General features: G+C 42.2%; 29 protein-coding genes. 16 read left to right on the top strand and 13 right to left on the bottom strand.

Going from position 1 to position 22643, the window contains the following annotated elements; translation table 11 throughout:
• The first annotated feature begins 10 nt into the window (after nt 1-10).
• The 3 genes from BLP33_RS01915 (at nt 11) to BLP33_RS01905 (ending at nt 1559) form a co-directional block, all read left to right on the top strand.
• A complete protein-coding gene (locus BLP33_RS01915; RefSeq protein WP_090524333.1) occupies nt 11-223 on the top strand; it encodes a hypothetical protein in 213 nt (70 codons plus the stop codon).
• Between the two features lie 167 nt (nt 224-390).
• Nucleotides 391-1248 carry a glycoside hydrolase family 16 protein gene (locus BLP33_RS01910; protein ID WP_090524331.1) on the top strand — a complete coding sequence of 286 codons (858 nt, stop codon included), beginning with the start codon at nt 391-393 and terminating at the stop codon, nt 1246-1248.
• 110 nt (nt 1249-1358) lie between these two features.
• The gene (locus BLP33_RS01905) at nt 1359-1559 is read left to right on the top strand and encodes a hypothetical protein (RefSeq protein WP_090524329.1); all 201 of its coding nucleotides are present in this window, start codon (nt 1359-1361) and stop codon (nt 1557-1559) included.
• Between the two features lie 88 nt (nt 1560-1647).
• Here the strand turns inward: BLP33_RS01905 and BLP33_RS27310 are convergent, their stop codons facing one another.
• Complete coding sequence (locus tag BLP33_RS27310) at nt 1648-1794, bottom strand: hypothetical protein (protein ID WP_175489897.1); 147 nt, start codon at nt 1792-1794, stop codon at nt 1648-1650.
• 799 nt (nt 1795-2593) lie between these two features.
• Here BLP33_RS27310 and BLP33_RS01895 point away from each other — a divergent pair.
• The gene (locus BLP33_RS01895; RefSeq protein ID WP_090524326.1) at nt 2594-3082 is read left to right on the top strand and encodes a VOC family protein; all 489 of its coding nucleotides are present in this window, start codon (nt 2594-2596) and stop codon (nt 3080-3082) included.
• A 17-nt stretch (nt 3083-3099) separates the two neighbouring features.
• On the opposite strand, the gene BLP33_RS01890 is transcribed toward BLP33_RS01895, so the two are convergent.
• From BLP33_RS01890 to BLP33_RS01875, 4 genes are all read right to left on the bottom strand, one after another.
• On the bottom strand, nt 3100-3309 hold the full coding sequence (locus BLP33_RS01890) for a hypothetical protein (protein ID WP_090524324.1): 210 nt from the start codon (nt 3307-3309) through the stop codon (nt 3100-3102).
• 12 nt (nt 3310-3321) lie between these two features.
• Complete coding sequence (locus tag BLP33_RS01885; protein ID WP_090524321.1) at nt 3322-3537, bottom strand: hypothetical protein; 216 nt, start codon at nt 3535-3537, stop codon at nt 3322-3324.
• Between the two features lie 87 nt (nt 3538-3624).
• On the bottom strand, nt 3625-4026 hold the full coding sequence (locus BLP33_RS01880) for a hypothetical protein (RefSeq protein WP_175489896.1): 402 nt from the start codon (nt 4024-4026) through the stop codon (nt 3625-3627).
• A 20-nt stretch (nt 4027-4046) separates the two neighbouring features.
• Complete coding sequence (locus tag BLP33_RS01875; protein ID WP_090524319.1) at nt 4047-4607, bottom strand: RNA polymerase sigma factor; 561 nt, start codon at nt 4605-4607, stop codon at nt 4047-4049.
• 252 nt (nt 4608-4859) lie between these two features.
• Here BLP33_RS01875 and BLP33_RS01870 point away from each other — a divergent pair, with 252 nt between their 5' ends.
• Together BLP33_RS01870 and BLP33_RS01865 are read left to right on the top strand one after the other, a co-directional pair.
• Nucleotides 4860-5339: an Lrp/AsnC family transcriptional regulator gene (locus BLP33_RS01870; protein WP_090524317.1), complete on the top strand. Its 480-nt coding sequence runs from the start codon at nt 4860-4862 to the stop codon at nt 5337-5339.
• 6 nt (nt 5340-5345) lie between these two features.
• Complete coding sequence (locus tag BLP33_RS01865) at nt 5346-6302, top strand: EamA family transporter (protein WP_090524315.1); 957 nt, start codon at nt 5346-5348, stop codon at nt 6300-6302.
• 18 nt (nt 6303-6320) lie between these two features.
• Here BLP33_RS01865 and BLP33_RS01860 read toward each other — a convergent pair whose 3' ends face one another.
• Both BLP33_RS01860 and BLP33_RS01855 read right to left on the bottom strand, forming a co-directional pair.
• Nucleotides 6321-6515: a DUF2683 family protein gene (locus tag BLP33_RS01860; protein ID WP_090524313.1), complete on the bottom strand. Its 195-nt coding sequence runs from the start codon at nt 6513-6515 to the stop codon at nt 6321-6323.
• 42 nt (nt 6516-6557) lie between these two features.
• Nucleotides 6558-7565: an ABC transporter ATP-binding protein gene (locus BLP33_RS01855; RefSeq protein WP_090524310.1), complete on the bottom strand. Its 1008-nt coding sequence runs from the start codon at nt 7563-7565 to the stop codon at nt 6558-6560.
• Between the two features lie 171 nt (nt 7566-7736).
• Between BLP33_RS01855 and BLP33_RS01850 the strand changes: the two genes are divergently transcribed.
• Nucleotides 7737-7946 carry a hypothetical protein gene (locus tag BLP33_RS01850; protein ID WP_090524308.1) on the top strand — a complete coding sequence of 70 codons (210 nt, stop codon included), beginning with the start codon at nt 7737-7739 and terminating at the stop codon, nt 7944-7946.
• A 4-nt stretch (nt 7947-7950) separates the two neighbouring features.
• Here the strand turns inward: BLP33_RS01850 and BLP33_RS01845 are convergent, their stop codons facing one another.
• Nucleotides 7951-8871 (bottom strand): ChbG/HpnK family deacetylase, encoded by a 921-nt coding sequence (locus tag BLP33_RS01845; RefSeq protein WP_090524305.1) that lies wholly within the window; start codon nt 8869-8871, stop codon nt 7951-7953.
• 259 nt (nt 8872-9130) lie between these two features.
• Nucleotides 9131-9595, bottom strand: coding sequence for a hypothetical protein (locus tag BLP33_RS01840; protein WP_139159911.1), 465 nt, complete (start codon nt 9593-9595; stop codon nt 9131-9133).
• Nucleotides 9596-9951: 356 nt separating this feature from the next.
• Between BLP33_RS01840 and BLP33_RS01835 the strand changes: the two genes are divergently transcribed.
• Nucleotides 9952-11517, top strand: a complete 1566-nt coding sequence (locus tag BLP33_RS01835; RefSeq protein WP_090524300.1) for a M20/M25/M40 family metallo-hydrolase — start codon at nt 9952-9954, stop codon at nt 11515-11517.
• A gap of 236 nt (nt 11518-11753) precedes the next feature.
• Here the strand turns inward: BLP33_RS01835 and BLP33_RS27305 are convergent, their stop codons facing one another.
• The 3 genes from BLP33_RS27305 to BLP33_RS01825 form a co-directional block, all read right to left on the bottom strand.
• On the bottom strand, nt 11754-11891 hold the full coding sequence (locus tag BLP33_RS27305) for a hypothetical protein (protein ID WP_167516184.1): 138 nt from the start codon (nt 11889-11891) through the stop codon (nt 11754-11756).
• 295 nt (nt 11892-12186) lie between these two features.
• Entirely contained in the window at nt 12187-12741 is a 555-nt protein-coding gene (locus BLP33_RS01830; protein WP_175489895.1) for an RNA 2'-phosphotransferase, read from the bottom strand.
• A 24-nt stretch (nt 12742-12765) separates the two neighbouring features.
• The gene (locus BLP33_RS01825) at nt 12766-13827 is read right to left on the bottom strand and encodes a helix-turn-helix transcriptional regulator (protein WP_090526160.1); all 1062 of its coding nucleotides are present in this window, start codon (nt 13825-13827) and stop codon (nt 12766-12768) included.
• A gap of 304 nt (nt 13828-14131) precedes the next feature.
• On the opposite strand from BLP33_RS01825, the gene BLP33_RS01820 reads away from it, so the two are divergent.
• From BLP33_RS01820 to BLP33_RS01805, 4 genes are all read left to right on the top strand, one after another.
• Nucleotides 14132-15586 (top strand): RtcB family protein, encoded by a 1455-nt coding sequence (locus BLP33_RS01820; protein WP_090524298.1) that lies wholly within the window; start codon nt 14132-14134, stop codon nt 15584-15586.
• Between the two features lie 88 nt (nt 15587-15674).
• Entirely contained in the window at nt 15675-16115 is a 441-nt protein-coding gene (locus tag BLP33_RS01815) for a hypothetical protein (RefSeq protein ID WP_090524295.1), read from the top strand.
• 111 nt (nt 16116-16226) lie between these two features.
• Nucleotides 16227-16976 (top strand): hypothetical protein, encoded by a 750-nt coding sequence (locus BLP33_RS01810; protein ID WP_139159910.1) that lies wholly within the window; start codon nt 16227-16229, stop codon nt 16974-16976.
• 36 nt (nt 16977-17012) lie between these two features.
• Nucleotides 17013-17756, top strand: a complete 744-nt coding sequence (locus BLP33_RS01805; RefSeq protein WP_090524289.1) for an AAA family ATPase — start codon at nt 17013-17015, stop codon at nt 17754-17756.
• A 20-nt stretch (nt 17757-17776) separates the two neighbouring features.
• Here the strand turns inward: BLP33_RS01805 and BLP33_RS01800 are convergent, their stop codons facing one another.
• Complete coding sequence (locus BLP33_RS01800) at nt 17777-18370, bottom strand: dihydrofolate reductase family protein (protein WP_090524286.1); 594 nt, start codon at nt 18368-18370, stop codon at nt 17777-17779.
• 308 nt (nt 18371-18678) lie between these two features.
• Between BLP33_RS01800 and BLP33_RS01795 the strand changes: the two genes are divergently transcribed.
• From BLP33_RS01795 to BLP33_RS01780, 4 genes are all read left to right on the top strand, one after another.
• On the top strand, nt 18679-19476 hold the full coding sequence (locus BLP33_RS01795; RefSeq protein ID WP_090524284.1) for a hypothetical protein: 798 nt from the start codon (nt 18679-18681) through the stop codon (nt 19474-19476).
• A gap of 350 nt (nt 19477-19826) precedes the next feature.
• The gene (locus BLP33_RS01790) at nt 19827-20429 is read left to right on the top strand and encodes an NUDIX hydrolase N-terminal domain-containing protein (protein WP_090524281.1); all 603 of its coding nucleotides are present in this window, start codon (nt 19827-19829) and stop codon (nt 20427-20429) included.
• 232 nt (nt 20430-20661) lie between these two features.
• Complete coding sequence (locus BLP33_RS01785) at nt 20662-20841, top strand: hypothetical protein (RefSeq protein ID WP_090524279.1); 180 nt, start codon at nt 20662-20664, stop codon at nt 20839-20841.
• Nucleotides 20842-20924: 83 nt separating this feature from the next.
• Nucleotides 20925-22364, top strand: coding sequence for a tetratricopeptide repeat protein (locus BLP33_RS01780; protein ID WP_090524277.1), 1440 nt, complete (start codon nt 20925-20927; stop codon nt 22362-22364).
• Nucleotides 22365-22643: the final 279 nt, after the last annotated feature.

Here is a 22643-nt window from a genome sequence, read left to right as displayed (position 1 = left end):
GCCATTTATTTTGAATGGACCGAATACATATACCGCCCAGGATAGCAAAAATACAGCCAGTGCCAAACCTCCAACTATTAAAAGATTTGGGCCTTCAGGGTCATTAAAAAAAAAGAACAGCAACCTGGAGCAAATGATAGCCGTGACCGCCAACATTATTAACGAAACCTGTTTTGACCTGAAATATAAGTTTATTGTGTTTTTACCCATGACCTTAAGATGAGTATTACACAAATATAACAATGTAAGCAGAGATTCTTCATCTGTTTATTTATCAATGTATTTTAGTTTCAAACCGGGACGTTACTGTAAAATTATGATCGCAATTGGTAAATACTGAATTCGTATCATCCAATTTATCTACTTTTAAACCCTTATCTCACACCTCAAATGAATCTAAAATATCTGCTGCTATCAGCTCCACTTTTATTAGCGTTACAGGCATTCGCTCAGACTAAAACTACGGATACTGTTTTCTTTGAAGATTTTAACAATCCTGCCCTCAACAGGAGCAAATGGAATGTTGAAGTTACAGGCAATACTGTTAACGACGAGCAGCAGGCCTATGTTGATTCGGCGGCTACCATTTATATGATAGATGGTAAAGCCGAAGGTGCCGAAAACGGCGCGCTTGTTTTAAAGGCTTTATATAAACCCGGCTTTACCAGTAAAGAGCAGCGTAAATATGATTTCATTTCAGGCCGCATTAATACCCGTGCTAAAATGGAGTTTACATATGGCACGGCCTCATGCAGAATGAAAATGGCGGCAGGCGGAGGCTTATGGCCAGCCTTTTGGCTGCTTGGAAACGGTAAATGGCCCAATTGCGGCGAAATTGACGTAATGGAAACCGTAGGCGACTCGAGCTGGGTAAGCCATGCTTTACATGGCCCCGGCTATTTTGGCGATACACCGCTTGCAAAACGTATATTTTTCCCCGCAGGCATTGATGTTACCCAGTGGCATGTATATTCGGTAGACTGGTTGCCGGAGAGCCTTGTTTTTAAGGTTGATGGCAAAATCACCTATACGGTAACAAAAGCAATGGTTGAAAAATATGGCCGCTGGGCTTTTGATAACAAAAAATTCATCATCCTTAATTTTGCATTAGGCGGTGGCTATCCCGGTGGTGTTAACAAGGTTACCAAACCCTATCATGGTTTATCAGAAAATACAGTTAACAAAATAAAGGCCGGTAATGCCAAAACCATTGTGGACTGGGTACTGGTAACTAAAACCGTGAATTAATATTGTTGAGACATTTGTAAAATAAAGGTTATTTAAATTTTACTTTCATAAAACATTGGGTAGATTTAATTAACATATTTTTGAATTATTAAAAATAACATCATCTACCCATGGCAATATTAACCGTACAAATACCCGACTCAGAGATATTTACTTTATCAAGTATAGTTGAACAGATATCAGGCAGCATCATCAAAGTTACTGCCGAAGAAGACATCAATCAGGGCGATTGCATTTTGCATAAAGACGACCTTATAATTAAAAACAAACTGGAAGGCAGCCTTCATTCACGGCACCTCTGGAACGATTGATCTACCATAAACAATCCCGGTTTTTAAACGCCATAAACAAAACAGGCCGTGCTTCATCAGCACGGCCTGTTTTGCTGTATTTACCTGTTTAATTATGTATAACTACCCGTTCGTGTACACGAACCCTTTCGTCGTGTCGTCGCCTGTGCCGTTCCCGGTATTCGGCCGAACAGCTTGTAAAGCCCATTGCTACTAATATTAATAATGAAATTGAGCGTGAAACAGTAGTTTTCATAGCAAATGATTTATTAGTTTTCGATAGATAAACTATGGCCAAACAGTTATCATGCCATAAGAGTGCGGCAACAAAGCCGTAAAAGGAATGTTACAGTAGGATAATCATCAGTCGACAACTATTTCAAGCGACAACTCAGGAACTCCGTCGCGCCATGGCCCGGTTAATCCAAACAAACAAAAAACCGATAGCCAGAAAGGTTATAAGCATCAATAATGATATTGCTCCATAGCTGTTTGCAGCGTTAAATTACTATAAAACGGTACCGTAAAATACAAACAAACTATTATTATTCTCTTAAATAAATAATAATCTGCAAAGGGCAGTAACATAAATTCAGTTTCATACGTATTATATTTTTATGGAGGATTTTATTCTCATTTAGCATTTTTTTAATTTTTGAGGATAAAATACGAGTACTTCAACAAAGTTGATTGACCTGATAACTAATCGCAATTAAAAACTAATTAAACGCCGGATGAAGTATGAGGGGCTATGTAAATATACCAGGATCGGTTGATTGTAACTGCTGCAAGGTTTGCGGTGCAAGACCAATAATTGTGCTGATTAAAGATATTGGATATGTAGTAAAATGCCCTGTTGATGACAGTCATTACAGGACCGATGCGGGCCTTATTGATATTAATGACTGGAATTTACACAATATCAATTGTGTTAATCCCCTGGACGAAAGATTGATATTCAGTTTTCATTGAATGCTTGTGTAATTTATTTGTGCATTACTTTAACCATAATGCTAAACCTATATCTTTAGGCATTTAAATTACTAATCCTAACAATGAGATCTTTATCAATAATTTTTAAAACAGCCAAACTAACCACGTTGCTGCTGGCAATAACTGTGCTTTTACCTGTGGTTTGCAAAGCGCAAAACGGTACCGATATCTCACCGGTAATTGATCATATCGCCATTACTACCGGTAACCTTAAAAAAAGCACCGAATTTTATACCAAAGTATTACACCTTAAAAAAGTTGCCAACCCCTTTGCCGATACCGTACACCAATGGTATAGTCTTGGCAATAATGTAAAACTACACGTTATACAGGCCGAACGGAACGAAAAACAGGTTAAAGGCGTACACCTTTGCTTCACTGTTTCGTCGGTAAAAGAGTTTGCAAAAACGCTTGATCAAATGAATATCCCCTATTCAAACTGGAAAGGCGACAGTAAAGAACCTACCTACCGGGCCGATGGCGTACTACAACTATATTTCCAGGATCCGGATGGCTACTGGATTGAAATAAACAGCCCGGCTAAAAAATAAGCCGGGCTGCCAAACAATCACTTAACTAAATTTTTGTATTTCTTTTTAAACCAATAGCCTTTCCACAGCCAAAAGCCCGAAAGTGCTATTATCGGGAAGAATACCCATTTTACCGCCGCAGCCGCGTTAGGGATTTGAGCCACCGGGCCATAAATATACCCTACAACTGGGATGCTTAACAAGATATGGACCCATCGGATCAGCTTACGTTCAAGCGAGGCTGCCATTGTAAACAGGTATTAATAATCAAGCTCCTGGCAATGGATGCCGGCCTTTTGCAACAACGATTCGATATAACGTGGTGAAAGATCCTCAGCCTCCACCCGTAAAATATTATCGCAGTCTTCCAGGTCAAAGTTCCATTGGGCTATGGCAGGTATTTTGGTTAATAAATTTTGTACCCGGCTCACCTGCCGTCTCTGCCGTACACTTGTTGCAAATACCAGTACATCCATTGTTATGTTATTTGAAGTAGATAAATATTAATTTATATAAAGCTGAAAGCGGAATGCACAAAACTTAAAGCCGGATATGCTGATTGCTTACTCAGCCTTCTTTTCGTCGTTTGTGGTAGTATTAAAATCGTCCCAGTCACGGCTAAACCTGCCATGCCCGTGGCCTTTCCATCCGCACATGCGGTCTTCCCACTGAGCGCGGAACTTATCTCTGTCTTCAGGGCTCATATTCTTAAAACGCTCGGCCATGCGTCCGCGCATCCAAGGGGCACCTCCTCCGCCTTTAGGGCCGCCTTTCCCAAAACCAAACAAAATCTTGCATAAAATAAATATGCCAACGGCCTGCCAGTAAGTAATAGTTGTTACATGTAAAATATCCGGCAATAAATTATTCCACAGCTGCATTACCACAAAGCTGATGACGGCCAGGCAAGCGAGCACCCCAAGCGGGATGAAAAAAAATCGCCTTTTATAAAAAAATGGTTTCATGATATATAATGTCTTAATTTTTAATATTCAGTAATTTCCGTGTAAAGCTGGGCAAGCCGTTTGCGCAAGTGTAGTACGGCGTAACGTTTTCTTGATACCAGCGTGTTGGTATTTAGCCCGGTACGTTTGGCAATTTCCTCAAAGGGGATATCTTCGAGCTCATGCCAAACAAATACCTGTTTTTGTTCTTCGGGCAATTCATCCAGCGCAAAAAATAACTGCTCCCAAAAAAGGTTGCGCAAATACTCGGTTTCGGGAGTGGTAGCTTCGGTAAGGAGTATGGCTTTAAAGTCCGGTGCCTCATCGTCATAATCCTCATCATCGGCCAGCATATCATCAAGCAGGGTTTCCGTCTTTTTTTTATGCTTATCAGTTATTTTGTTCCGGGCCACCCGGTATAGCCAGGCGCTGGTTTGTTCAATCGGTTCAGAATTAATAACAGCGCTAAACTGGTACCAAACATCCTGGAGTATATCCTCGGCGTCGGCATCGTTTTTTACCCTCCGGCGAATAAATCCCAACAGGCTTTTACCATACGAAGCAATTGTTTGTATGATATGGCTGTTTTTGTCCTGGGGCATTATCGCTGTTGTCAATTTCTTTATCCTTTTTAAAGATAAAGACGATTGTGATTTAAAAACATTTTAATTTTTTTTCAAAAAAATCTATTGCCTGTCAAAAAGCCATTTCAGACAGCTAAAACAGCATTTATTTGATTGCAGAAGCGGCTTAAGCAACTGATGTTTAAACATCATAAAGATAGTTTTGTCGAATTAAATTCATTTTAATTAAAAATATTTGAACTTTATTCAATTTATACCGAATATTGCTGTATGATTAACGAACCGGAAATTATTTTAGATAAAACCGACCTGCATATTTTGCGATTGATGCAGGAAAATGCCCGGATCTCTAATGCCGACCTGGCCCGTGAGCTTGGCATGGCGCCATCCGGCATACTGGAGCGTGTAAAAAAACTGGAACAAAAAAATGTAATCCAGCAATATACAACGCGCATCAATCCGGCGGCCCTGCAGCAAAAAATGCTTGCTTTTATATTTATGAAAGCGGCCGATGGGCCAGGAAGCGATGCTACATCAGGCGAGCTGGCCAAGATACCCGAAGTACAGGAAGTGCACCACATAGCCGGCGACGATTGTTATTTAATAAAAGTGCGTACTTATGACTCCGCCTCGCTAATGAATTTAATGCGCACTCACTTCAGTAAAATACCCAATATTTTGAGCACCCGCACCACCATAGTGCTCGAAACCAAAAAAGAACAACAACAATTGGTTATACCCGAAAAATAATATATCATGGCACCTACTACTGCAAAATCCACTTCGCCCATATTAGTTATTATAGCTTTCGCCACTGTTTATATAGTGTGGGGCTCTACCTACTTTTTTATAAAAATTGCAGTAGCCGGTTTTCCGCCGCTGCTGTTGGGCGCGCTGCGCTTCTTCACAGCGGGTTTGCTGTTAATGGCGTGGTGTGCAATTAAGGGTGAAAAGATTTTTGTAAAACAAAACATATTACATGCAGCAGTAAGCGGTTTCCTGTTGCTGGTAATAGGTAACGGTGCAGTAATATGGGCCGAACAAACTTTACCAAGCGCTATGGTGGCCATTATGGTAACATCGCCGCCAATTTGGTTCGTGCTGCTTGATAAACCCAACTGGAGCACCAACTTTAAAAGCAAAAGCACCATTGTCGGCCTCATCATTGGCTTTATAGGTGTGATACTTTTATTCAGGGATCAGATCGCGGACGTATTGGGATCATCGGCAGGTCCATCAAAACTACCAGGAATGATATTGCTTTTACTTGGTACACTGGGCTGGGCTTCCGGATCATTATATTCAAAACATTATAACACCAAAGGATCGGTATCGGTAAATACGGCCTGGCAAATGCTTGGAGCCGGCATATTTTTTATTCCCGCAAGTTTTTTAAACAACGAGGTACAAACCGTACAATGGCATGCTATACCGGCACAAAGCTGGTATGCCCTGGCTTATCTCATTATATTTGGATCGATAGCGGCATTTAGCGCTTATGTATGGCTTTTACAAGTGAGACCGGCCACCCAGGTTGGTACCTATGCCTATGTTAACCCGGTGATAGCCGTATTATTGGGGGTAATTTTTGCAGGCGAACATGTAACGCTGATCCAGGTTATTGGACTGGTTGTAATATTGAGTAGCGTGTTGCTGATCAATTTATCGAAGTATAGGAAGGCGAAACATGGAGAGCTGGCAGTAGCGAAATGAGAGCTTAAACCAATGTGGTCATATCCATAAATCGTTTACCTTTATGGATATGCCTTTGCCATTTTTGATATCTTTCCGCCCCTGAAGTATCTTTGAAACAAATTTCTCGTTATAGTTTGATTCTATTTGATAATCAATCTTCATTAGTTTTAAGAAAGCCTTTAAGGCAACAAGCTGCTCTTTAGTTTTGGGTTTAACTGTAAAAACTTCCATCGTTTAGATAAATATAATTCATTTTAGATAAAGAACCGCCTATCAGCTCTCCCACTTCCCAAATTCAAAATATTTACTGATACTGATGCCAACTTTACTGCCAACCGGGTACTTACGTCTGTCGTAATTGAGTATCCGCAGTGTTAAACCATCTTTTTCAACAATAAGCTCTTCAAAAAAGCCTTTGAACAACACCATTTTCACCAGCCATTTGCTGCCCAGGCTACTTATTTTAATATGCTCCGCGTAAACCACTACTACGCTGCGTTTACTTTTTATGCCGCAAACTTTTGCCTGGGCCGATGTTAGCCGGGTACAACTGGCCAGTATTTGTGCTGTGTACAATAATTTAGGCGAATGATATAACTGCTCGGGACTGCCGTTCTCCACTATTTCCCCTTCTTTAAGTACAATAAGTTCATCGGCCATGGAAAGGATCTCGGCAGGATCATGCGATACTAATACTACGGTAACTCCCCATTCCTTTACAATATACCTGATATCGTGCTGTAAACCTTCCCGGTAGGTGGCATCTACCTGGTTAAAGGGTTCATCAAGCAGTAAAACTTCCGGGCGGCTAATCAATGCTTTGGCAATGGTTACGCGCTGCTTTTCACCACCGCTTAATTTACCAAAGGGCATTTCCCTAATGGTGTAGATATTTAAAAGGTTCAAGGCTTCGGTAACATGATGGATAGCCTGACTTTGATCTTCGGCAGGCAAACCTTCACATATAGTGTCCCATACCGATATTCGCGGATCAAGATCGTTATCGTGCTGCGCTACCATCCTCATAACCTTGTGGGCATGCTGAATACCTTTTTGCCTGCTTAATACCTGCTCTTCCTTAAAAAACACCTCGCCATGGTCGGGCTCCAGGGTACCATATAACAGATTAAGCAAAGTGGTTTTCCCGCTGCCGCTTTCACCCACTATCGCTGTTATCTTTCCTTTCGGAATAAAAATGGTAACGTTATTAACCCCCGAAGACTTATCCCCAAAAAAGTTTTTAGTAACCGATATGGTTTCCAGTATCAGATCATCTTGCATCTACGGTAATTAATTTTCAGGATGTTATTGGAAAACCATTCACCCCGGATCCAGGCTTCTAATCTAAAGAAAAGTTGAAAGCAAAAAAACTTAATATGCCAATCTGAACGACGAGCGCAAAACAAATAGTAACTAAACGCTATTTATTATAGATAACCAAATTATATAACCATGAACAAAGCCATAGGGATTGTACTCATTATTGTAGGTGCGGCCATGCTCATCTGGACAGGCTTTACTTACACCAAAAAAGAAAAGATCATTGATGCCGGCCCTATACAGGTATCGGCCGACAGGGAAAAAACTGTTAACTGGCCGCCCTACCTGGGCGGATTATTAGTTATAGGCGGTATTGTTGTAGTTGCTACTTCAAAAAAATAGGGGCTTATTTATTATCTGCAGCTTTAAGTGAGCTAATGTCCTTACCGGCAAGCAGTTGCTGATAATTGATCAGCTGAAACTTTTTACCCTTCATTGCTGCAAACTCGGGCGAGAGCAAGGCATTAAGTTCGGTTTGGCGGTGCAAACTGGTAAGGGGCTTACCCTCTTTTGAGTTCATCATGTTACTGTTCATATCAACCAGTACATCCATCTCGGGGCTCGGGGTAGCGGTATGCAGCACCATCATATTGGGCTTATAGGGATTTAGCTTGCTTATGTAAACTAAAAACGCTTCTTTTTTTGTAGCGATAGGCTCACCCCACATTTCTTTATAGGTTTCGCCGAAATAAGTTACACTGCTTAGGGTTGATATAGCCAGTTTGTATTTATGAGCCAGTTTTTCGGTCAGGGCGCGCAATTCGGGTGTTGAAAGCGCTATGCCCATATGCGGATCGATATAGGTTATTTTTAATCCTGATGCCTGCGCCCTTTCAATCTGGGCCGACAACTCGGTTTCAATTTCGCTAAGTTTATAGCCGCTTTTAGCAAACGCCCGCGTTGATTGCGGAAAATACCCGTTTGAATCAACCAGGCTCGGAACAGCCGTACGGCCGGTAACAGGCCCCCAGCGATAATTTTTCCATTCGGAAGTCAATGTAAGATGAACCCCAACCGTAACATTAGGATATTGCTTTAGTATTTCAACTGCTTCCTGGTACCAGGGGCATGCAAACTGCACCGAAGCAGAAAGCGGCATACCTGTTTGAGCAGCCTTAAGCAAAGCCATATTTACAGAATGGTTCATGCCGATATCATCCAGCCTGATGAGTAACCGCGGCAAATTACCATTTAGTGACTGCGCGCGTACTTCCCTGCTTCCTAAACAAGTCATCAGCATAAAGCAAAACAATATCCGTTTCATCATTTTTATCTTCAATACAAAAAAGGTTCACAAACGTTAGGTCGGCAGAAAACCGGTTCCAACTCAACATTATAAATATCTTATTATGAGGCTTAATAAAACAAACTAAATTGAACATGATAGCATATTGTTACATACAGGCAAAGCGCTCTTAAACTCTAAAAGAAAGACCAGTCATATCAATAAAATAATTATAAAAAAGAAGGCCACATCATTTGTTTCATGATGGGGCCCCTGGCGTGCAGTACTCAGCAATTTAATATCATTGGGCCGAAACCAGGTCGGGATTATGGTTTACCTGGCTAATGGTGAGGGCCTGCTGAATGTTGAGCCCGGCACCCTGCTGGTCCGACATCCATTTTTGAATCAGTGCATTTAACGTGTTCAGCTGGCTGGCATAAGCATCGGGATTGGCGCCTTTCAGTTTTGCTAAATAAGCCACCGCGTCGGCTATTTTTTGCGCATCTGTTTTACCATCTTCCTGTACAGCCCAGTTTAAATCTGTAACCACTTTGGGCAGCCATAATTTAATGCCATTCACAATTACTGCTGATGCCGGCACCAGGGTTTCCAGTGTCGTTTCCAAAAACTGGCCAGCCTGGCTTGCTTCAAGGTTTTTGAGTCCGTTAGCAACTTTGTCGGCTACGGTAATGATTTCATGTACAACGTCTGAAGCGTTATGGAACAGGGATTTTACGTGATCCCACATTTTTGATAAAAAAGACATAGGTTGTAGTTTTAAGTTTATATAATTTGATTGTTGGTTCACAAACATTTAAAGCCATATACAGGCGGTCCGAACACTATAAATACTATTGCTTCAAGCTATTTGCTGATTCAGAAAACTGCAAATAGCCTCCGGGTTAAATGGCTTTAATTAGAGAAGATAAAATTGACGATAAAAACACCCGGGTAACATAGTGTTTATACGCTTTCGGGATGCGGTTTTTACGTTATTTAATGAATATCAGCCGTATTACCAATGTTTTATTGTGTTAAAGCCACGGCTTAGTTCGGGTTTTACCCTCTCATATTTATATTTTTCAAACTAAAAGCTCTATATTCAAATCTAAAACCCTCACTATGAAATATATAAAACGTAATTTTATTTTCGGCGCGTTGTTGTTTGCCGGCACCGGCAGTTACGCCCAGCAGGAAGTTATTGATACCGCGGCTTTCGGCCGTATCCGTAAGGCAGAACTTAGCAGCTCACAAATTCCGCAGATAGCGCATTATTTAACCGATGTATCCGGTCCGCGGTTAACCAACTCACCGGGTTATGCCCGGGCAGCAAGTTGGGCGGTTGCCACCATGAAAAAATGGGGAATGACCAATACAGCTACCGAGCCCTGGGGCACTTTTGGCAAACAATGGGAAGTGCAGGATTTCAGCATGATGATGCGCGCACCCTATAATGCACAGATCAGGGCTTACCCTAATCCCTGGAGTCCGGGCAGTAACGGCCTGCTGCAAGGTGAAGTTATGGTAATTACATCGGCACAGGCTATAGATACTACTTATCTGAATAGTCACGCTACCGGGTTTAAAGGCAAATTTGTGCTGGTTACCGGTGATGCGGCTGATTATAAAAAGGACTTTGAGCCATCGGCTGAAAGACTGGCCGACACCTCATTAGCCAACCTGAAGGATACTTATATGGTATCCCGCTCCATGATCGACATGTATACTACTAAATACCTGAAGATCTTTAAAACAGCAGACCGGATACTGAAAAACGCCGGTGCGCTGGCATTCATTAGCGCGGGCCGCAGTAATGTTAACGGAACCGTTTTTGTACAAGGCCGCTACGGCTATAAATTAACTGATCCGGAAACCGTACCACAAGTTACCATGGCTTCGGAGGATGGGCAGAAAATCAAACGGCTGATCCAATCGGGCCAAAAAGTTGAGCTGGCCATGAATTTTACGGGCAAAACATCTACCGAAGATACAAACGGCTATAACGTAGTGGGTGAAATTCCTGGCACCGACCCCAAGCTAAAATCGCAGCTGGTGATGCTGGGCGGCCATCTTGATTCGTGGCAGGCAGCTACCGGTGCAACCGACAATGCCGCGGGCTGCATTGTGATGCTGGAGGCCGTTCGCCTGCTCGATTCGCTTGGGCTTAAACCAAAACGCACCATTCGCATTGCACTTTGGAGCGGCGAAGAGCAGGGTTTGCTCGGTTCATTCAGCTACGTTAAAAAACATTTCAGGGATGGCGTTAAATTTACTGTAAAGCCCGAGCAGGCTAAAGTATCGGCCTATTTTAACCTGGATAATGGTACCGGAAAAATCAGGGGGATTTTTGCGCAAAACAACGAAAAAATGAAACCGATATTTGAACAGTGGCTAAAACCCTTTAATGACCTTGGCGCCACAACGGTAACTATGGCCAATACCGGGTCAACCGATCACCTGGCGTTTGATTGGGCTGGCATACCGGGTTTCCAGTTTGTGCAAGACCCTATTGATTATGAAACCCGCACACATCACAGCAATATGGACGACTACGACCACCTGATGATAGACGATCTGAAACAGGCCGCCATCATCGTAGCCTCATTTGTGTACCAGGCCAGTATCCGACCTGAAATGCTGCCAAGGAAACCGCTTGTAAACGAAACTTTTGTTTTTGATGGATTTTAGCAGAATAGCAAACGGCCGCGATTAAATAAGCATACTAAGACGCAAAGGCAAAAAAAATCTTTGCGTCTTAGCGAAAAATATTTTCCTCAACGTATATTTTAATACAGACTTGTTTAAACTTCAAAAAAACGACGGGTAATAAACATTACATATAAGCATCAGGAGATATCGATGCTTTGCAGAGCCGGCCCCGTTTTGATCACCGGGCCGGCCTTCTTAATGGGTTTGAAAAATAGTTAAGAACGGTTAACGGGTTTCAGGATCCGCCTGTCTTCTGCTTTTTTGTTTAACCTGTTTTTAACAAATGAGTTGACCATAATAACCAGGATACAACAGGCAACTAATACGTAAATAATTAGGATGTGTTTTGGCATTTCAGTTTATAATTTCCTAAATGTAACAGGTTTGCTACTTAACCTGCAAGCGTTTTTTAAAATAAAGTTTCGACTAATTTGGTACAAAAGTCAAAAAAATGTCATTTTCCAATTTCGGAATTCGGATGTTCGATTTCCGATTTATCCTGGGTGATTAAATCCATGGACTCTGAAGGTTAGATGACAAAGAGGGCCTGTCAGTCTGAGCCTGTCGAAGACTCGTGTGCAGAGGCCCTGTCCGCCATACTTCGACGGGCTCAGTATGACACCCATTTTTTAAGTTGTCATGGATAGGTTAAGAAGAATATTTTCCAATAAAATCTTTGGGGACAAAATCGGTAAGCCACACCTTGTTTTCTGACAGATAGAATTTATGGCCCAGCCTGTGCATTTCACCCGCCGCAACGGTTAACACCACAGGTTTACCATGGCGTTGACCAACTTTAACGACCGTTTCAAGGTCGCTGCTCAGGTGTACGTGCTGCCGGCTCCGCTTTTCGAGCCCGGTTTGCAAAATCGCCTCAACCGACTGGCTCCCTGTACCGTGATATAGCACATCCGGTGGTATTTGTGCTTCATAACCCAGCTCAACCTCAACCGAATGCCCCTGGCTGGCGCGGATCTTCTGCCGGGCATCATCAAATGCGAAACGCTTTTTGGCGTTAGTTTCAACTATGTGGTTCAGTATTTCAAGAGTTATGGCTTTACCATGTGCAGCCGCTTTCAGCAGCAACTCGTCAACGGCTACCCAGCCCTGCTCATCAAGTTTAATATTTATTGCTTCGGGCTGATGACGTAATACCAGGCTTAAAAATTTACTTAAGCTGGTCGTTTCTTTTTCGCTTATCATTAATGCTAATATAAATGCTTTATGTCACGAATTTAACAACCTGCTCAAATTACCTCCTTGCGGGATGGGGCTATCCCCAGCATAATGCTCCAGTGATTTTCGGTACAGATCCTTCATTTGCTTAACCAGAATCCGCGGACCAAGCACTTTCAGTTTAGGCCCGAAACCGAGCAATTCCCGTTCAAGCTCAAAATTCAAAACCACTTTTATGCTGAATATTGTCCCATCTACTGTAACCTGCAGTATCTTTTGGGTGTGATGTAAAGGTTTCGTAACAACATAAGGAGCGTTTTTATCATCTACCCAAAAAGTAACCTCAACATCGCGCTGTCCCGCGGATTTAGTTACGCCTAATACATCATTATAATAAGTAGCCAGGTTAACCTGTGTATTTTCAATATAATTATCAGCGTGTACTTCGACAGTCTGAATCCTGTCAAGCGCCAGTGTAAGCAATTGTTTATTTCCTACATTCTTTACTCCCAGCATAAACCAGCGGTTACGGTACTCCTTCAGCAAATAAGCGCTGAAGCAAAATGTACTGGCCTCCCTTGCTTTGAATGACTGATAGCTAACACACAACGTATTCTTGCTTACAATAGCCTTGCGGATAATCTCAATCCATTCCAATCCCTTCAAGTTATCGTTCTTTTCAAAATCAACCACTGGCACACTGTGTGTTTTCTGGCTGTAGATCTTGTCTTCCAGTTTGGTTACCATTTCGTTAAGGTCGGCAAAATGCCCCAGGCCTTTAAACTGCCCCAGCAAACCGGCTACCTCGCTAAGCACCTGCATGTCCTGGTTATTGAGGGGGATGTTATTGATGCTGTAATTCTTGTCGGAGTAGGTGTAATACTTTTTATCAACCACTACAATAGGCGCTTCGTACCCCAGCTTATTACTGCGCATCATTTCAATATCGGCCTGTACGGTGCGGCGGCTTACCCCGCTGTCTATCCCCTGGTATTCGTACAAAGCTTCGGAGCAAGCTTCAATCAGATCATTAAGTGTCCACTGCCGGCGGCGGTTTTGCAGGCAGCTATCAATGGTTCGGTAGCGGATAAGGGCATTGCGGTTTACGGGCATATTTTGATTGGGATTTAGGATGTTTGTCAACACCCGTCATTGCGAGGTACGAAGCAATCCCAAACTTTACAGGGAGATCTGCATAGCTGCTCTACCTATTGGGGATTGCTTCGTACCTCGCAATGACGGTCTTAATAATGAATAGCGGATTAAATACCAACTCCTCATTTTTTTTATAATATTATTAAATTATTTTTTACTGCGCAAATACATTGCGCAGTTGCAATTTTACTTTGTATCGTTAAATAACAAAAGCAGCTAATTAAGAAACCCCTCCGCCAATTGGCGGAGGTTCAGGAGCGCTATGGAAAAGATAAAAATAAGCAACAACGAATTAACCTCATTAGGTATTAACGACGTAAAGATATTAGAGAACTTTAGCCGTGTGGCCAATGGCCTGTTAAAACACGGTGTAATGGATAAGGAGCAGATCCTGGCCAACCTGGAGGCCCTTATTGACGACCCGATGCCTTACGCCCTTAAAAAAGGCGGTAAGTTCAAGAACCTGGCCGAAGCGGTAATCGACTTACGAAAAGAAGGGAAATTTTTGAAACAGCCGCGAACCAACTTCGCACTGAAACAGGAAATTGCCGATTTCCCGGTTTACGGCCTTGAGCATATTGAAGTGGGTGCGCTTGCGCAGATGAAAACCGCGGTTAAATTACCCATAGCCGTAGCAGGCGCTTTAATGCCCGATGCGCACCAGGGTTACGGCTTGCCTATTGGAGGCGTGCTGGCTACAACTGCAAATACCATCATCCCCTTTGCGGTTGGGGTAGATATTGCCTGCCGCATGTGTCTGAGCATTTTTGATTTGCCTGCCGGTGTGGTTGATACTGAAACCGACATGCTTAAAGGGCTTTTGCTTGATCATACCAACTTTGGCATTGGCGGGGTTACCAAAACACATTTTGATACCACGCTGTTTGATCGCCCTGTATGGAGCGAAACCAAGACAATCCGGAACCTGAAGAATAAGGCTTATGCCCAATTGGGCACCTCGGGTACCGGCAACCACTTTGTTGAATGGGGTGAGCTTACCGTTGCCGAAGGCGCTCTTGAAGGCATCCCGGCCGGTAATTACCTGGCTTTATTATCGCACTCAGGTTCGCGCGGATTTGGAGGGAGCATTGCCGATCATTACTCAAAAATTGCTATGAGCAAAACCAAGCTTCCGCAGGAAGCCAAACATTTGGCATGGTTAAATCTGGATAATGACGAGGGGCAGGAATACTGGATTGCCATGAACCTGGCCGGCGATTACGCCAGCGCCAATCATCACGAAATCCATAACAAAATTGCACGTGCGCTTAACCTTAAACCGGTTATGATGATCGAGAACCATCACAATTTTGCCTGGAAAGAGCAGCTTGCCGATGGTACCGAAGTAATGGTACACCGAAAAGGCGCTACACCGGCAGGTGAAGGTGTACTGGGGATCATCCCGGGCAGCATGAGCACACCTGGTTTTGTAGTACGTGGTAAAGGTGATGCGGCTTCTATCAACTCCGCATCGCATGGCGCAGGCCGTTTAATGAGCCGAAGCGCAGCCTTTAAAACCGTGGATCCAAAAGCGGTTGCCGCTAACCTGGTAGATAAACGCATCACCCTGATGGGAAGTGACCTTGACGAAGCCCCGATGGTGTACAAGGATATCCATGCCGTGATGGCCGCCCAACATGATCTGGTTGATGTACTGGCGAGCTTTCAGCCGAGGATAGTGCGGATGGCTGATGCTAAGGAAAAGCCGGAGGATTAGATGCCCCCGGCCCCCTAAAGGGGGAGTTTGTATTTCCAATTTAACCGATTGCAGCTAAGATCTGAACAATTATTCAATTATTAAAAGTATGTGTTACGCAGTTTTCATAGCTACTTCAACTCCGCAGCAGGCAAGCGACTTCGTGGCAGGAAAAACTTTAATTTATCTAATACAACCAAGTGCAGATGAATTGACGGGTTTAAAAGATAAATTAAGCCTGCCTTATGTTTATTATGTTGGTTCAGATACTCAATGCTCATGTGGACTGGAATTTCATTCTCATTTATTTAATGATCCGGAATGGCAGGATAGTAAACCAACAGTGCAGGCATTTATCGATCTATTAAATAAGCTAACTATCGACGACGACATTGAATACTATTGCTGTTGGGATGGAGACTGGCATGAACCGATTGAAAATAGTCGTATAATTGACATTCGCAACATCTCACTTAAAGTGAACTATTTTGATTTAATTGAGAGAGAATTTATCAAGTTTAAAAGAAACATTCCTAAACAAACCTGCTAATCATAATTAGTAATTGCCAATCAAAACCTATAACGAAGGATATTTACTTGATTAACTTACACCTCCATCATAAATCGTTAAATGTCCACATCACCGCAACCATATAACCTCTTGCTTGAAGTATTTTATTGGGGCCTGCAATGGGAACTAATTACAAAAGCCGAAGCTGTAAAATGGGCCGATGATATCATCATCACTACAGAAGATATTCCGGATTATTTTTTCATTGAGCTTTCAATGAGCAAGAGCGTTACAGAAGCAAAGGTGCTTATCAAAGACAAAATAAGTATTAGCAATGCACCTATTATAGGCAATGTATTGCTTGGGCTAATTTATCATAAACTCAATAGCAATAATATCGGGTTACAAAAAGCATGCGAAGTAATGGACCGCATCGCGTTAAATAATACGATGGCCGGTGACAAAATGGGGGTGCTATACCAGTTTAGCGATGAGCTGCAGGAAGCATTCCGCCCGGAACACTACGACTATCTGCGTATTGAAATATTACAATTTTTATCAATCTATAGAGATTTTGCATTGGACAATTACGATATGTGGCCTTCCATAAATGACCAAATCGAGACGCTCATTTTTAATATAACACAACAAAGAATTGAGCAGAACAAGACATTCAAGCAGGCGCAAAACCACATCAATTTTATACGCCAGTTTACTATAAAAATGGCATTGTATATATTGATATTGGGAGCCGAAATAGTAATATTATCAAAGGTTGATTTAACATATAAATTCAGTAATGATCTCTATGCTATATCATTAATAATATTTGCAATTGCGATGTGTTATCCTGTTGTATGGGTGATGTATCGTGCACTGGCTAAGCTATTTCGATTATAATCTTTATTCATCTCCATTCCCTATCTTTACCCTACCATGGAAGCCAAACCTTTTCTCCAGGAGATCCAACTGAAACGCGATACGGTACCATCTTTTGATGCCTATCCATTTCACATCCCTTCCATCAGGAGCCTAAAGTCATTAAAGTTCCATCGTGATGTTACTTTTATCATTGGCGAAAACGGTTCGGGGAAATCAACGTTGGTAGAAGCCATCGCTTTGCATATGGGTTTCAGTATCGAGGGAGGCTCAAAAAACGCGCAGTTTCAAACCCATAATAATTCGTCGCAACTTTTCAATTATTTAACCGGTATAAAAAGCTACAAAAAGCCAACCGATTATTTCTTTCTCCGGGCCGAAAGCTTTTATAACGTAGCCACCTATATGGAAAACGTTTACGAAAACGACAAAGGCTCGTTTGCACGGCAATATGGTGTGAGGTCACTTCACGAATGCTCACACGGCGAATCGTTCATGGCAACGCTAACCAACAGGCTTACCGGCAACGGGCTTTACATATTCGATGAGCCCGAGGCCGCCTTATCGCCAAACAGGCAAATGGCGGCACTCTCGCTCATCAATACGCTTGTGAATGAAAATTCACAGTTCATTATAGCCACCCACTCCCCCATTTTATTAGCCTACCCGGGCGCAACCATTTACCAGTTAGACGATTCGGGCATAAAACAGATTCGTTACGAAGAAACGGAGCATTATATGGTTACCAAACATTTCCTGAATAATTATGAGGAAATGACGCGGATCCTTTTTGGAGAGTGAGCAACTCCCTCCAAAACCTTTTAAGCTCCCATATTACCGGTCTTAACCTCCCCGGCGCGTTTGTAATTAACAAAGACCACTCCGCTTGGTGTAACGGTGCTTTCTGTTATCTCCAAAGTCGTAGGCATGGTGTCCTCACTGAATATGGTTTTCCCTTTGCCAAGCAGTACCGGGTATATTTTAAGCCAAAGCTCGTCTACCAAATCATGTTTCAGTAACAGCTTAACCAATTCTCCGCTGCCCCAAACTTTGATGTCCGAACCTTCTGAATCTTTCAGTTTTTTAATATCATCTACACTTGTAAGAAACACGCTGTTGTTCCAATCGGATTTATCCTTTGTATTGGACAATACGTATTTGGTTACATCATTGATACCTGGCCAGTAATCTGCATGTTTAGGCCAATACTCCTCAAAAATATCGAACGTTTTCCGGCCCAGCAGAATGTCTGTGGCTTCCATCTGCTGCTGCATGAGTTTACCAGAAACCTCATCCATAAAAGGTGCCGACCAGCCGCCATATTTAAAACTGCCTGACTGATCTTCTTCCGGGCCACCCGGTGCCTGCATTACGCCATCTAATGTCATAAATGTTAAAACGATTATCTTTCTCATAAGATTTTAATTTGCTGTTTAACTTATTGTTTTTGTGATGATACAAATCTCCATAATAAGCCTATAATGCCTGCGGTGTATATGCGACCAATGATAGGTTGAATGCGACAGATCATATTATTATCCGAAGACTTCACTTAGGCCTTTCACATAATATGTTTAACTACAGTCTTAAGAATCATAAACGTGCAGATCATGGGACTATGTTTAAACTTAAATGTATTTTATTGATAATCAATCCAATAGATACTACTTAATTACGATGAGTTTTATTTAAATTTATTCACACTAAACACACCAATTTCACGATGGGTATATTTGATTTTCTAAAAAGCCGCAAAACGACTTCTGAGCTGAATACGATCACCCGATATGATCCACCGTCCGTTGATCCAAATAGCGCAGCATTTAACCCAAATGAGCTATCAGAAAGAGATCAGTTAGTATTGATTCTTATATCAAAAACGTCAATAAGTAGTCCATATACATTAATGATGCGATTGGATAGATGTGACTTTCCAGGAAACCCGAAAAATAATCTATCTCAGTTAGTAAATAACCATTTATTATATGTTGCTGAAGCCAATGGATTTGGTCATCCCGTAAAATATGCTGTTACCAAACAGGGAGAGGAATTCATAAAAAACCATATTGACCAGGCTAAAATTATTGAGCATATTAAAAAAATGCAAAACCCTGATTTTATGTTAGAATTGGTACAGTCTATTTTTGACAGGATGATAAAGACATCGAAAGAAAATATTGTTATCCCTATAGCACCAGATAGCTCAAAATGGACTGGCAAGAATTTTGAATTTCTAATTACTGGTGATTTAGAAATAACGGCTGAAAATCATGATGAGATCATGACGCCAAATTCCTTTGAATGGACCAAAATTCAAAAAGACAATTGGCCTTACTATCAAGTTGGTCAAGATGAGTTCAGCTATTCGTGGGAGCCGCCAGGTATACAGATGACCTTTAATGATGATATAACATTTCAAAAAGCTAAAAATATAGCAGATGAAATTATGGAAAACATAAAAAAGACAGGTCAGTTCGCTGAATTAGTGATTTTAGAATCAGGGAAGATATATAAATTTTAATACGTGCCCCGACCGCTAAAGTGGCTTTATTATGCGTTAAACGCACTTTATAAAATCAACTAAAAAAACAAAACCTTCTTTAAATTGCTTTTAAAAGGGTTTTACAATTCTGTGTCCGAAGAGAGACTCGAACTCTCAAGAGTTATAGATTGCCGTGAAGCTATAAAGTGTGCTCAGAACGAGATTCGAACTCGTATATCCCGAACCTAATCAGCAGGAAGCAGGCACAAGAAAATCCAAGAGTATTTAAAAGTAACAAATTCCCTCCATACGCAAAACATCTTTAAACAATGATTTTATAATTTCTTTACCCCGGTTATATTAGCTGTTAGCTATATTGCGGGCACCATATGAAAAAGAACTATATCGACCTGCTTGAAAACATCTACGCCCTGGCGCAAACCGGTATCAGGTATACCAAAAGCCCTTTCGATATGGAGCGCTATCAAAAACTGTTGAATATAGCCACACAGGAATACAGTGAATTTACCGGCCTGGAAACCGAAGTTTTAAAAGAACGCTTTCGTAACGATCTGGGATATGCCACACCCAAAGTGGGCGTTAACGGCATCTTGTTTGATGACAATGGCCGCCTGCTGGTTGAGCACCGCAGCGACGACTTTTTATGGGGATTGCCCGGCGGCTGGGTTGATATTGGCGAAGACCCGGAAACAGCCATGAAACGTGAGTTTTGGGAAGAGGCCCGGCTAATTGTTGAACCGGTTGAGATCATTAAATTCTTCGCTGTCCCCGCCGGACAGTTTCAGCAGCCCCATAGTTCGGTAGTAGTGCTTTATTTATGCAAATACGTTAGCGGCAATATCGAAACATCCATAGAAAGCCTCGAAATAAAATTTGTCGATCCGGCCGAAATAACCACCTGGCATAAAAACCACGGGGAATATGTAAAAGAGGCCTTACTTCATCGAAAAAAAGCCCTGTCGCAAGTGTAAATAAATTTGTTTCGGTCACTTCTATTTTATCCACTCCTTTATGAGCTGACGGTTTCTTTTTTCAGTCTCATTTAATATACTTTCCGCAAAACCGGCAACTATCCGCATAAAACGGCACTCCATTTCACATAATGCGTAAAGATTTGACCATCAGTAAAATATAAATGTATATTTATATACCTGCTCGCTTAGCAATTAACTGAACTCAAACTGATTTTTAAACATTAAAGCCATGAGTACATCAACCAAAGCATTCGACAAAAACACCTCTATGGGTTTTAGGGACAAAAATACCTCAATGGGATTTGCTGATAATGAAACAGGCCTTGAGCCCGAAGACGAAGCCGCCGACGGATTTGTAGCTTCGCCCGACCCGGATAATGCAGCTGAAGAACCTTCGATGGATAGTTAGGAAACTGTTTTATCCGGCTGGTACCATTGCCCTGTATATCTATCCCCTTCCTAAAATGGGAGCTTTGTTTTATTTTATAATTTATGCTAAACCACATACTAAAGGGAATGGTTTGCGTATGCCTTTTAACCGGCATCGCCACGGATACCTATGCTCAAAAAAACATATTAAATCAGCTAAGATCAGAAGCTGCCCGGCATAAAAATGATACCGCAGGTGTTGAACCTTTACGCCAATTAAGTTTACAATTGCAGGCCACGCGGCCAGATAGCGCACTGATTTATGCACAGCAGGGACTTGAACTTGCCCGCAAATTCTCTTTCAAAAAAGGCGAGGCCGATTGCATGAACCGCCTGGGTGTGGTTTTATGGAAAAACGGCAAGTATGACCAGGCCCTTTCTTTTCTGCTCAACTCACTAAAAATACGCGAAGAAATTAACGACCGCCTGGGTATTTTAAAAAGTCTCAGCGATATAGGCATCGTTTATTCCGACCAGTTGGATAACGTAAAAGCCCTATCCTACCATTTTAAGGCTAAAGCTGTTGCCGAAGAACTGCATGAAACAGCGCGCCTGGGGATTATTCTGGCCAATATCGGCAACTGCTACATCAAGCTTAACAAGGTTGATTCGGCTTTAAACTATGAGATGCAGGCTTATGCCATAAAGCAAACGTTAAAAGATACGGCTACCATGCCAAACACCTTATCCATTTTAGGCGACATTAACTATAAAATGGGACACACCGCCCTGGCGCTTGATTATTACCGGGTGAGTATAAGTTATGCTGCAAAAGTAAACGACCAAAACAGCCTTGCCGACAGCTATAACAGCGTAGCACAACTCTATAAGCAAAAAGGCATGGCCGATTCAAGCATCCATTATGCAACGCTGGCCCTTAATGCCGCAAAAACTGCGCTATATCCCGAGGGGATTTTTCATGCCAGCAACCTGCTTACCGATGTGTACCGGGGCAAAAATGAGCACCTTGAACTGCAATATCTAAAAACCGCTATCGCCGCAAAGGATAGTATGTTCAATGCGGAAAAAATTAAGCAGATCCAAACGCTAAGTTTTAACGAAGCGGCGCGGCAGGAAGAGATTGCCGAAGAGAAGCACCGCGAAGAAGAGGCGCGGATAATTAATCTGCAAATGGTAGGCATAGCTGTTTTTATCCCGACATTTTTTTTGGTAGTGTTACTGCTGAGCAAAAGCCGTACCCACCGCAAGGTGATTGAGTTTATGAGTGTGTTATGCCTGCTGCTGGCTTTTGAATTTCTAACCCTGTTTATTCATCCTTTTGTGCAGCGCCTCAGCAACCATTTACCCGTACTTGAACTGGTGATCCTGGTATGCCTGGCCTCCGTGCTGGTACCATTCCATCATAAGCTTACACACTTCATGCATGAGCGGCTGGTACACGGGCATAAACCTCAACAGCCCCCAGTTACCGCGGCGGTATCTTCGCCAGAGAAAAAGGAAAGTAAACCACCTGCCGCAAAACGGAAACCTGCGCAGGGGTAAGACAAAACGACATCTCCACAGTATACAGCGTGTTCTTCCCTCAGTGTCTCTCGCAGAGGACCCTGAGGTATTCGCCGTGCAGATCACTCAGCTTTTAACCACAAAAAACAGCAATTTCAATAAACATTTGCTTTGCCGCCGTCTTAGCAAATGGGGTGTTGAAACAAGTTCAACATGACGAAGTTTATTATGTCTTACGTAAAAACGCCCCCCTAACCGGTTAAAATCACGGTTAAAAATTGGGTTAATGATTTTTTGTTGGTTAAAACCTTAGTTAGC

The sequence above is a fragment of the Mucilaginibacter sp. NFR10 genome (assembly GCF_900100445.1).
Lineage (GTDB): Bacteria > Bacteroidota > Bacteroidia > Sphingobacteriales > Sphingobacteriaceae > Mucilaginibacter > Mucilaginibacter rubeus.
The sequence above is the reverse complement of the archived record's forward strand: the minus strand, read 5'-3'. Positions and strand labels throughout refer to the sequence as shown.